The 11,666-nt window shown below is 50.4% G+C and carries 8 protein-coding genes; 5 read left to right on the forward strand and 3 right to left on the reverse strand.

Annotation, left to right across the window (positions count from 1 at the left end; translation table 11 throughout):
- Window positions 1–679 precede the first annotated feature (679 nt).
- Window positions 680–1,585, reverse strand: a complete 906-nt coding sequence (locus ABU190_RS25705) for a LysR family transcriptional regulator (protein ID WP_354692762.1) — start codon at window positions 1,583–1,585, stop codon at window positions 680–682.
- Between the two features lie 102 nt (window positions 1,586–1,687).
- On the opposite strand from ABU190_RS25705, the gene ABU190_RS25710 reads away from it, so the two are divergent.
- From ABU190_RS25710 to ABU190_RS25725, 4 genes are all read left to right on the forward strand, one after another.
- Window positions 1,688–2,758, forward strand: a complete 1,071-nt coding sequence (locus ABU190_RS25710; protein WP_354692763.1) for an SDR family oxidoreductase — start codon at window positions 1,688–1,690, stop codon at window positions 2,756–2,758.
- Window positions 2,759–3,401: 643 nt separating this feature from the next.
- On the forward strand, window positions 3,402–6,011 hold the full coding sequence (locus tag ABU190_RS25715; RefSeq protein WP_354692764.1) for an EAL domain-containing protein: 2,610 nt from the start codon (window positions 3,402–3,404) through the stop codon (window positions 6,009–6,011).
- 276 nt (window positions 6,012–6,287) lie between these two features.
- Window positions 6,288–7,937, forward strand: coding sequence for a methyl-accepting chemotaxis protein (locus ABU190_RS25720; protein WP_354692765.1), 1,650 nt, complete (start codon window positions 6,288–6,290; stop codon window positions 7,935–7,937).
- Window positions 7,938–8,150: 213 nt separating this feature from the next.
- Window positions 8,151–8,855, forward strand: coding sequence for a DUF2076 domain-containing protein (locus ABU190_RS25725; RefSeq protein WP_354692766.1), 705 nt, complete (start codon window positions 8,151–8,153; stop codon window positions 8,853–8,855).
- A 68-nt stretch (window positions 8,856–8,923) separates the two neighbouring features.
- On the opposite strand, the gene ABU190_RS25730 is transcribed toward ABU190_RS25725, so the two are convergent.
- Together ABU190_RS25730 and ABU190_RS25735 are read right to left on the reverse strand one after the other, a co-directional pair.
- Window positions 8,924–9,466: a sigma-70 family RNA polymerase sigma factor gene (locus ABU190_RS25730; protein ID WP_107222542.1), complete on the reverse strand. Its 543-nt coding sequence runs from the start codon at window positions 9,464–9,466 to the stop codon at window positions 8,924–8,926.
- Window positions 9,467–9,471: 5 nt separating this feature from the next.
- Window positions 9,472–9,858, reverse strand: coding sequence for a hypothetical protein (locus ABU190_RS25735; protein WP_041852289.1), 387 nt, complete (start codon window positions 9,856–9,858; stop codon window positions 9,472–9,474).
- Between the two features lie 666 nt (window positions 9,859–10,524).
- Between ABU190_RS25735 and arnB the strand changes: the two genes are divergently transcribed.
- Window positions 10,525–11,664, forward strand: a complete 1,140-nt coding sequence (gene arnB, locus ABU190_RS25740) for a UDP-4-amino-4-deoxy-L-arabinose aminotransferase (RefSeq protein ID WP_041852290.1) — start codon at window positions 10,525–10,527, stop codon at window positions 11,662–11,664.
- The last annotated feature ends 2 nt before the right edge of the window (window positions 11,665–11,666 follow it).

The raw sequence follows: 11,666 nt of genomic DNA on the forward strand, positions 1-11,666 counted from the left end.
ATAAGTGACTCCATAAACGGGTTCTTATGCCTCAGTTGTAAGTGTCTACCATGTCCCCGAACAAGCGTTCACTATGTCTCCGGACCGTACAAGGGAGAGGGCCAGGGTGAGGGGGAAAATGCGGCTCGGGAGGAGGGTTCCGTTCACCGTATGTTCATGGCGAAATGTCACCTTCGGACACGTGAACGGGTAAAGGGGAACACCGCGTTCCCCTTTACAATCCCCGCGGCCCCGCAAAAAATCGGTGCTTCGCACTGCGTTCGCCTCCCGCCCCGCTGCCTGCGGTCGGTTTGACTCGAGTTACTCGCCCCATCCCTGGGGCTCGCCCTTCGGGCCAACGCGCTGCGTTGTTCAAAATCGTTCCGGACGATTTTGTCCTGTCTCGACAAACCTCAGTCCGCCATCCCTGGCGGCCTGCCCTTGTCATCGGGTCTTCGTCTCACCGATTTCAGCGGGGACTCAACCCCCTCGCTGCACGCTCTGCGCCAGGGAAGCAAAAATGTCGCTGTGGTTGTCATGCGGGAAAACGAGTCAGCCATGGCTAAATTCACAGTATCGACGCGCCAGCCGGGGGAATACCCGGTGTTGAAATCAGTGCAGAGTTGCTTTTCTCCCTCTCCCTGAGAGAGAGGGCCGGGGTGAGGGCATCAGACCGCACAACACCCCGCCACGCCTCACTTCACCCGCCGATATCCAGCCCGCTCAGCGCACAGAGCAGCGCATCCACCTTTGGCAATAGCTGCTTACGGCGCGGCCATACCAGCGTCAACGCCAGCCCGTCGGGCTGAACATGCGGCAAAATTATCTCCAGTTCCCCGCGCGCAAGGGCATCGCGAATCAGCCATGTCGGCATCTGGGCAACACCTAACCCGCTACGCACCGCCTGTAACTGAGCATCCACATCCCCCAGCGCCATATGGTAGGGCACGGTACGCCAGTCCGGATACCCATCCTCGGTGATAAGCTGCCACGGCTTACTACTGCCATCGACGCGCTCGTACAAAATAGACCTATGCTGCAACAGCGCCCCGACGCTTTCCGGGCGCCCCTCGCGCGCCAGATACGCGGGTGAAGCGCAGAACACCATCTTCTCTCGCCCCAGTTGCCGAGATCCCAGCGACGCGGGCATCTCCGCCGTTTTGCCAATCCGCACCGCAACATCAATCCCTTCATCAAACAGATCCACGAAACGGTCAGAAAACGTCATGCTGATATCAATCTCCGGATGCTGCTGGCAAAACGTAATCAATAACGGCATGACACACAGCCTGCCATAGGTATTCGGCACGGCCAGCCGCAGCCGCCCGGACGGAATACTGCGTTGCGCCGCCAGTACCGATTCCGCCTCCGCCAGCTCTTCCATAATGCGAATACAGGTCTGGTAATACGCGTGCCCGGCGTCGGTCAGTTTCAGGCGTCGGGTTGTCCGCTCCAGCAACGTTGAGCCCAGCCGCGCCTCCAGCCGACTCACACTTTTACTGATAGCAGAGCCGGTCACATGCAAGCGCTCCGCCGCCGCGGCAAAGCTCCCCCCTTCTATACTGGCAACAAAGGGGACAATGTCCTTCAGTCGTTGATCATGCATCGATTCGTGAACTCAGGTTAGGAATGATGTGAATTAATGCCAGAAATAAGAACAAAATTCTCGATTAGTCTACTCATAACGTTTACGCATGAGGAGAGTGAAATGCAAAAAGAGGCACTGATTGTCGGCATCAGCGGGGTGATTGGCCGCGCGCTGGCGCAAAAGCTGATGCAGGAAGGCTGGAAGGTCTCTGGTCTGTCACGCGGGCGCGGCGCGGTGCCGGAAGGCTGCACCCGTCTGACCGCCGATTTGACGGACCCGCAGGCGGTGAATACGGCGCTGGCGGACATAAAGCCCGACGCACTGTTTTTCAGCGTCTGGTCGCGTCAGGCAAATGAAAAAGAGAACATCCGCGTCAACGGCGCGATGGTCAAAAACGTGATTGAGGCACTGGGTGACCGCCTGAACGGCGCGCATGTCGCACTGGTTACCGGGCTAAAACACTACCTTGGTCCGTTCGAGGCCTATGGCAAAGGCGCCGTACCGGTTACGCCTTTCCGTGAAGAGCAGGGGCGCCAGCCCGTGGATAATTTCTATTATGCTCAGGAAGATGAGATCTTTGCCGGCGCGGAAAAATACGGTTATCGCTGGAGTGTACACCGTCCGCACACCATCATCGGTTATGCGGTTGGTAACGCAATGAACATGGGGCTCACGCTGGCAGTCTACGCCACCCTGTGCCGTGAAAAAGGCTGGCCGTTTATTTTTCCGGGCTCACCGGAACAGTGGCATGGCGTCTCCGACGTCACCGATGCAAACCTGCTGGCCGAGCAGCTCGCCTGGGCGGCACAAAGCCCGGATGCGGCAAACGAAGATTTTAATGCGGTTAACGGCGACGTGTTCCGCTGGAAGTGGCTTTGGCCGCGCCTGGCCGCCTATTTCGGCATCGAGTCTGGAGGAAACCCACAAACCATGATGCCGCTGGAAGGACGGATGCAGGAAGCTGCCGCCGCATGGCGCGAGATTGCCGCCCACTACTCGCTTGCCGAGCCCGATATCAGCCGACTGGCCTCCTGGTGGCACACCGACGCGGACCTCGGTCGCCCGATGGAAGCCTTCACCGACATGAGCAAAAGCCGTAAGGCCGGGTTTACCGGCTACCGGGCCACACTTGATTCGTTTACCCACCTGTTTGATACGTTGAAGGCGAAAAACATTATTCCGGATCGCTAATTTCTTGATGATGAGGCCAGGGGCGAACATCTTCGTCCCTGATTTTTATAATCTGTCGGTCATGTTGCGCCGCGTGTTGAAAGGTACTTATCTCACGATAACAGGCCTTCCCCCGCCATATTGCCTTCTTGAAAATGATAATCGAAAGCATGAATCACAATGTTCATATTTTCACTGTGGGTTTATCAAATTTCTTTTTAAATCATCTTAACGTCTTCTTAAACAAGACATTATCACATTCATTTTTGCACACGCGACATAAGTGGCACGAAGAAAATAAACTCATCTCATCCTAATTGAGGCTAACCACTTGCAATTTAACATTATTATTTGATGGCACTAAAACAGTCTCATTATGAAAACATCAAAACACCAAAATAAGAAAAACAATAAAATCATAAAGTTAAAAACACCGAAAAATAACCACTACCAACCGATGCATTAAATTCCTTAACCTTAAGGTTATCTTAATATTAAAAACGACATTTCTATTCTTCTTGCTTAAAAAAATGATGTGCATCACAAAGTTAACCGTTCTTACCGATATATGGATTTTTACTTAAAGTTTAATTATCTGGTGCCGTTAATACAGATGACTAAAAAAACATATTTTGCTTATTAAAACGCTTAGAAAAGGTGAAGTATGAACATTTTCGACGACCAGTACGCGCCGGCTCCTGCTCCTGATACGCATCGCATCATGAAGCAGACGGTGACGCTGGTACTGATGCTTATGGGCTTCATTTTTCTAACGACAATATTTGCGCTCATTCAGACAGAAAATGATCTGGCGCGTAACACCCGCCACCAAACCCGACAACTGCTAATGAAAGCGCTCGACAATCGGCAGGAAAACCTTCGTTTGCATCTTGCCGATAACGCCGCGTGGAACGAAGCCTGGGATAATCTCCATCGCAAGGTAGACATAAACTGGGCGTGGGACGAACAAAACCTGGGTAAATCGCTGTATTCAAAATTCGGTTACGAAGGCGTGTTTGTGCTCTCCCCTAAAGAAGAAACCCGCTACAGCGTCATTAATGGCACTCTTAACCTGGTCCCTTTTGAGGACTGGCTGGGAAAAAACCTTAATACGGAATTAAGCACGGCACTTAAAGTAAGCAACGGTACAGCCGTTTCGCGCGTCGTTTTTGCCAATAATGAATTAATCCTGATTTCAGCCGCGTGGATTACGACTGAGGATAAGGTTGCTCTTGCGAAAGCGCCGCTGGATCATTCTATGATGATCTTTGTTGATAAACTGACGCCTAAAAAACTCGCCGCTATGGGTGAGGAATATGCCATTAAGGATTTGCATCTCCTTGCGTCAAAACCCAAACGCCATTCAGCACATACTGCGGGCTTGTTATGGCCTGTGTCGGGGGGAGAAATCTATTTTGAATGGAACAATAAAAATCCCAGTGACACGCTGCTCACGTGGGTACTTCCTCTTCTTGTCCTGCTGATGCTCACCTCAGTCCTTCTGGCGCTCTCTCTTGTGCGTAAAGGGCTTTTAAAAGCACGGCTGAATGACGAAAAAACATTCCTGCTGGAACAAAGCCGCCGGGCGTTTGCCATTAGCGAGCGCCGTTTTCGTGACGTGGTGGAAACAACGACAGACTGGATCTGGGAAGCCGATGAGCTCTTACAACTCACCTGGATATCTGTGCGCTTTCCGGTCATTACCGGTCACCGTATTGATGACTGGATAGGCCGTTCACTGCGGGCATTTCTGTCACAAGAAAACCCGGCATTGACCAAATGGCTGGATCTTCCTTATGCAGGTAACTTCCTCACCCTTAACCATTGCAGCTATTTTTCCGCCCAGGGAAACCAACGCTACTGTAATTTAACCCTCAAACGCGTCACCCTGATTGATGGCTCGCTGGGGTTTCGAGGTACCGCAACAGATGTCACTCTGGAAGTGGAGGCCAGTGAACGCATTCAGTATTTGTCACACCATGATGAATTAACCGGCCTGCCTAATCGCGTCCGGATGAAAGAATTCCTTGAGGGCAGACTGCAATCAAAAAATGAATCGAAAAATGCGCTGGCAATGATCAGTGTCGATCTGAACGATTTCAAAACCATTAATGACGTCTACGGTCATACGGTGGGCGATCAGGTGCTCAGTGAAGCCTCTAACCGCCTGCGCCACTGCATGCGCAGCATTGATTTAGTTACACGCCAGGGTGGGGACGAATTTATTATTATTGCCGCCGATCTAAACCAGCGTGAAGATATTGAACGTTTTTGCTCGCGGATTGTGGAGGAATTGAACCGTCCTTTTGATATCTGTGGTAATGAGCTTATTATCGACGTCAGCATGGGCATTGCCCTGGCACCACAAGATGCAGTTACCGCAAGCGATCTCCTCCGCTATTCTGATATTGCGCTGTATAAAGCGAAAAATGACCCTCATGCGTATTGGGTTTTTTATGAACCTGATATGGCAGAACAAATTGTCCAACGCAGAGAACTGGAGCAAGAACTTCGCGAGGCAATAAAACAGGATCAATTATTTCTTTTATATCAGCCTCGCTACGATATAAGTCAGCAGAAGATAACGTCACTCGAAGCACTTGTACGCTGGCAGCATCCAACTCACGGGCTTTTTATGCCTGACCAATTTATTCCTCTGGCTGAGGAGACCGGAATAATTATCGCGCTAACAGATTGGGTTCTGACAACAGCGTGTCGCGAGGTGAGAGCTAAATCGACAGATCTGTCCCTGTCGGTAAATATATCGCCAGTGGAATTTAAGGCCAGCGACATTGTTCTTCGCGTCAAAGCAATACTCGCTAAAACAGGTTTTGACGCTTCACGTCTCGAACTTGAACTCACTGAAAATGCTACCCTGAGCAAGCCAGAAAATGCTTTAAAAATCATGCAACAATTAAAAAACCTCGGTGTCAGACTCTTGATGGATGATTTTGGTACTGGCTATGCCTCACTCAATTATCTACGGAGTTTTCCTTTTGATGGTATCAAGCTCGATAAGTCTTTTATTATGGCGATGGGGGACTCTGAGAGCGCAAAAAATATTGTCGAAAAAATTATCGGACTGGGTAAAGATTTTAATCTTGAGGTCACTGCCGAGGGGGTAGAGACGGTCTATCAGTTACAGCAACTTGAAGAGTTCGAGTGCGATGTCGCACAGGGGTATTTTATTAGCCGCCCAACGACTCTTGATAAAATTGAACTTAACCAAAATTTCAAAAAGAAAAAACCAGCCATGACTGAAGAGGAATTTTAAATCATAGATTTGTGATCCTACGCCAGGATGCAATAACGACTTTAGCGTATATAAATTTTATGTTACCATCATTAACCTTACCAAAACATTATTTACAAGCACTAAACATAATATCTTTACCGATGTTTTACGCGTGTCGTAAACATCCCTTCGAAGGATAACGATTAGTCTGCGAAATTAATTTTATGCCTATTGCATAAGAACTTTAACACCAGGCCTGTTCAACTGGGCTGCTCGTCTGCAAATATATTTTATATTCAGTTACCGGGGGTAGCTATGCAAATATTACGCGATATCACCATCAGGAAAATGATATTACTGATACTGGTTGTTTTCAGTATTATTTGGGGAATGGCTACCCTGCTTACTTTTTATAACTTTTCCACAATTGATCAGTTACTCACACAAAACGCGTCACAGAAGAATGCCTATGCCATGCTGGTAAAAGGCAATGACCAATATTTCCGTACCATGACGCGTATGTTACGGGCAATGGATTATCGTCAGACTGGCGATGAAGCAAACGCAGCCAAAACAATGGAATCTGCCGGAAAGGCGCTGGCAATCAGCCAGAACATGCTTGCGCAGTTTCGTGACGCCAAACATCCAGGCGTGAGCGAAGACGTCATCAGATCGATGGTAAATGACTGGGACGCGTTGCTGACTAACGCCATTGTGCCCATGTACGATGCGGCAAAAAATAATCAGCCGGATAAATTCCGCGAGTTATTTCGTAAAACCTACCCGCCATTAAGCGTGCAGTTTGGTGCAACCGCTGAAAAATATACTCAGGCGATTCAATCTGATGCCATTCTGGTGAAAACCAAAGACCAGATGTCCTATAACAAAATAGTGCTCATTTGCGCATTACTGGCGGGTCTGGTGACGCTCTTATTGACCGATCGCTATTTAGTAAATTACCTGGTTAAACCGCTTGGGATGTTAAAAAATCATCTTGAGTTGCTTACCGCAGGAAAATTAAGTAGCCAGCTTGAGAGTTTTGGCCGTAACTGTGCCGGGCAGTTGATTCCCTATGTACAAAAAATGCAGGAAAGCCTGCATACAACGGTAAAAACCATCCAGGATAGCTCTGCCAGTATTTTTGCCAATACCAGCGAGATCCGGGGCGGTAATGAAGAACTGTCGAGCCGCACTGAGCAGCAGGCCGCCGCCCTGCAACAAACGGCAGCCAGTATGGAAGAGTTAACCTCTACCGTCAAAAACAACGCCCAGAACGTGCGTGAAGCTCTCAAACTGACCGAAGAGGCGCAAAAAACGGCGAAAAGAGGCGGTGACATCACCTCAACGGTGGTGAAAACCATGCACGGGATCACCGACAGCTCGCAAAAAATTTCCGATATCACCAGCGTGATTAACAGCATTTCGTTCCAGACCAACCTGCTGGCGCTGAACGCCGCTGTGGAAGCGGCGCGCGCCGGTGAACAAGGGCGTGGTTTTGCGGTGGTCGCCAGCGAAGTACGCCTGCTGGCGCAACGCAGTGCGCAGGCGGCAAAAGAGATCGAAGCCTTGATCAGTGAATCAGTCGCCAGAGTTAAAACCGGTGCCGATCAGGTACAAGAAGCCGGTGACGCCATGTCCGTGATTATCCAGTCTGTCGCCCAGGTAAACAGCCTGATGGGTGAAATCTCCGTTGCCTCGGATGAACAAAGCCGTGGTATTGAACAAATCGGGCTGGCGATGACCGAGATGGATGGCGTGACGCAACAAAACGCCACGCTGGTACAGGAAGCCACCGCCAATGCGGTATCCCTCGAATCCGAAGCGGAAAGATTGAACAAGACCGTCGATCGCTTTGATCTGGGCAACGGTGCGGTTTCCGCCACACGCAGTGCGAAAAAAACCAGCGTGAAGACACAGCGCGTGCCTGTATCCACCCCAAGTAACGATAACTGGCAGACCTTTTAAGCACGGGTCACCTTCAGAGAAAATGGCCGGGTACATACCGGCCATTTTTATTTTACAGCCCTGTCTCCTTCTTCTTTTCTCATCATTCTGCGTTTGCTTGTCATTTCGTATAACTTTGATCGGCTAAAATAACTCTTACAGGCGCGCGTAACCGATACCTGCACAGGCTCGCACGCCATTGCCACAACTCCATGCACTCCTGAGGTTTTTGCTATGCAAAATGAAGAACAACGGCTTATTGAGGGGCTTTTCCAGCGTCTGAAACAGGCGGAACAGCAAAGCGGCGCACGGGATAGCCAGGCCGATCATATGATCGCTGAGTTTGTGCGCCAGCAGCCCTCTGCGCCTTACTATATGGCTCAGTCGATGCTGATTCAGGAAGCTGCGCTGAAACGCCTTCATGCACAGATTCAGGATCTCCAGAATGAAGTGGCCTCCCTGAAAAACAGCCAGCAAAACGGCGGTGGCAGTTTCCTGAGTAGCCTGTTTGGCGGTGGAAAAAGCCAGCCACAGCAGCCAGCCAACAACTGGAACAGCGCGCCGCAACAACAGCCGCCACAGCCACAGGCGGCGCCCACTTATGCGCAACCGGCACCCCGCTCCGGTGGTTTTATGGCTGGTGCGTTGCAAACCGCAGCCGGGGTGGCCGGTGGGGTCGTGCTGGCCGATATGCTGACCAGTATGTTCCACCACTCCCAGCCACAAGAGATCGTGAACATTATTGAGCAGCCTGTCGAACAGGTCTCAGATGTCGCCGGTGATCGGAATTTCACTAACGATTTTCAGGATCAGGATAGCTTCACCAATGCCTCCGACCGCAGCTTCTTTGACCAGGGCAACGACGACAATAGCCGTTTCCTCGATCAGGATGATGACTACGATTTCGGCGGCAATAACGACGACGACAGCTTTATCTGATTAATCGCAATGATGATAATCCCCGCTACACCAGCCCGGTGCGGCGGGGATTTTTTGTCGGTATCTGCCTAGGGCAGCATGATGTCGTGATAGAGCGCGGAAAGTCGCTCTCGCAGATAGCGTACCGCTTTGTGCTTACGCGACAGCAAGGTCTGTACGGGCAGCCCCGTCTCAGCGGAAAGGGCTTTGAAGCTGTAATTTTCCAGTTCGGTTTTTTCGAATACCTCGCGTTGGGCCGCAGGAAGCGCCGCCAGCGCGCTTTCCAGTTCATCCCAGAAAATCTCTCTTAAGCGCGCCTCTTCTGGTGTCTGCACATCGCCAAAAAGCACGTCATAGAGTTGATCATCAGCCTCCTCGTCGTCCGAAAATAACCACTCCCGCTTTTTTCGTCCGCGGTCGATCATTTCATTACGCGCCGCGCGAAACAGCCATGCGGAGACGTTCTCAACCGGTTGTTCGACGTTGATCAATTGCAGCGTCACATCCTGCAAAATATCGTCCACGTCTTCTCGTTGCGGAATACGGCGGCGGATAAAGGCTCTCAGCGTTGTCCGGCATGCTGAGAGCGCTTCAAGGAGCCGCACAGTTCGGGCGTTGTCGGCCTTATCCATTATGCTCACGCATTGTCCGACGGCTTCGGTGATTCGTTCTCTGTTGGCATGTCAGGGCCACAGCGCCAGCCATCACGCCCACCCCAACGGTGGCGTTTCTGGAAAAAGGCCTGTCTCTCTTCTTCGCTCATGTTCATCCACCGTTCATGCAATTGACGATGATCGCGCGCCATTCTGAACATCATCGGTCCCATGCCCATACCGCCAAACAGCACACGGCATAACACCAGCAGTCCAAGCGCGGTCCAGAAGCCGATGGTTTTCAGACCAAACAGGCCCGGAATAATGGCGTTCCACAGGGTCATCACCACCAGCGTCATTACGACGGCAAAAACAATAAACATCACACCAAACTTACCGGGATGGCGTCGGTGGCTACCAAATCTTCTCATGTTGTCTCTCCTTTATAGTGATGTAATCGGGTAGACGAATGAGCGAGAAAAATATTGCTAAAAACTTATGTTTTTTTTCAGGCGTCGGGAAAATGGAAACCAATAACGATTGTAATTAAATGATTTGAAATGATTTTCTATTGAAATGTTAGTGGCTAGATCGTGACCGCGCAAAAAACAGCCATTTTTGTGATCCATATCACCTTAATGACGATTTGTTACAGCACTAAAAGCCAAATCTGACTATTCTCGTTTTTAAAGTAGCTCCATGTTTTCATTATTAACGCCCCCTAAATTTAGTGACAGCATAATGACAAAAGGATGACTATAAATATAAATTAAACAAAATTGAGATAGCGACAAAAAAATCTTTACGGTTGCTCAAGCCGCCGCTAAGTTATTTTACCCCTCCCGTGCCAAAACAAACCTAACAACATGATAATCATAAGAAAAATAACAAAAAGATCGCCTGCTAATATTTATTTCCTCAACGCCAGTTAAACAGAAACGATCTTAAGTGAACGTTAATGACAATATGCAATCTCTTAAGGTTGAGTTAATAAATAAGCCTTAGCCTAGGCAAGTACTAAGTACTCTCAACGAAATGAGTCTGCTGCTTCCCTGGTTACAGTGCGAATTCATTGCCAGCAACGGTAAGGAAAAGTAATGCGTGAATTTTTACCCTTCTCACGTCCTTCTATGGGCGACGAAGAATTAACAGCGATTCAGGACGTTCTGAAGTCGGGTTGGATTACGACAGGTCCCAAAAACCAACAGTTGGAAGAAGCATTTTGCCAGTTGACAGGCAACCAGCATGCCATTGCCCTGAGTTCGGCAACAGCCGGTATGCACGTTACGTTAATGGCGATGGGCATTGGTGCCGGTGATGAGGTGATTACCCCCTCCATGACCTGGGTCTCCACCCTCAATATGATTGTGCTGCTCGGCGCAACCCCGGTCATGATCGATGTTGACCGTGACACGCTGATGGTGACCCCGCAGAGCATTGAAGCCGCGATTACATCAAAAACGAAGGCCATTATTCCCGTTCATTACGCTGGCGCGCCTGCCGATATCGATGCAATTCGCGCGTTGGGCGAAAAGTACAATATTCCCGTTATCGAAGATGCCGCGCATGCCGCCGGCACCTATTACAAAGGTCATCATGTCGGCTGTCGCGGTACCGCGATTTTCTCCTTCCATGCCATTAAAAATATGACCTGCGCCGAAGGCGGTCTGGTGGTGACGGATGATGAGCAACTGGCCCAGCGTATTCGTAGCCTGAAATTCCACGGTCTTGGCGTCGATGCCTACGATCGCCAGACACACGGTCGCGCACCGCAGGCGGAAGTGATCTCTCCTGGCTACAAATACAACCTCGCGGATATCAATGCCGCGCTGGCACTGGTGCAGCTCGGCAAGCTTCACGAAGCCAACCAGCGTCGTACCGAGATAGCCCAGCGCTATTTACGCGAGTTGGCTGATACGCCGTTCCAGCCACTGACGGTTCCGGCCTGGCCGCACGTTCACGCCTGGCATCTGTTTATTATTCGCGTTGATGAAACACGCTGCGGCCTGACCCGTGACGCGCTGATGGAAGCCCTGAAAGCACAGGGCATCGGTACGGGCCTGCACTTCCGCGCCGCCCATACGCAGAAATACTACCGCGAGAATTTCCCTGACGTTTCATTACCCAATACGGAGTGGAATAGCGCGCGTATCTGCTCGCTGCCGTTGTTCCCGGATATGACCGATGACGACACCAGCCGTGTTATCGCCGCACTTCATCAGTTAGCAGGGCAATAACG

It is taken from the genome of Phytobacter sp. RSE-02 (assembly GCF_040578655.1).
GTDB classification, from domain to species: Bacteria; Pseudomonadota; Gammaproteobacteria; order Enterobacterales; family Enterobacteriaceae; genus Phytobacter; species Phytobacter diazotrophicus.

Bases quoted from the DNA above. Each gene is read 5' to 3' on its own strand.
- ABU190_RS25705 (WP_354692762.1), bottom strand. From the start codon at position 1,585: ATGCATGATCAACGACTGAAGGACATTGTCCCCTTTGTTGCCAGTATA.
- ABU190_RS25710 (WP_354692763.1), top strand. From the start codon at position 1,688: ATGCAAAAAGAGGCACTGATTGTCGGCATCAGCGGGGTGATTGGCCGC.
- ABU190_RS25715 (WP_354692764.1), top strand. From the start codon at position 3,402: ATGAACATTTTCGACGACCAGTACGCGCCGGCTCCTGCTCCTGATACG.
- ABU190_RS25720 (WP_354692765.1), top strand. From the start codon at position 6,288: ATGCAAATATTACGCGATATCACCATCAGGAAAATGATATTACTGATA.
- ABU190_RS25725 (WP_354692766.1), top strand. From the start codon at position 8,151: ATGCAAAATGAAGAACAACGGCTTATTGAGGGGCTTTTCCAGCGTCTG.
- ABU190_RS25730 (WP_107222542.1), bottom strand. From the start codon at position 9,466: ATGGATAAGGCCGACAACGCCCGAACTGTGCGGCTCCTTGAAGCGCTC.
- ABU190_RS25735 (WP_041852289.1), bottom strand. From the start codon at position 9,858: ATGAGAAGATTTGGTAGCCACCGACGCCATCCCGGTAAGTTTGGTGTG.
- arnB (WP_041852290.1), top strand. From the start codon at position 10,525: ATGCGTGAATTTTTACCCTTCTCACGTCCTTCTATGGGCGACGAAGAA.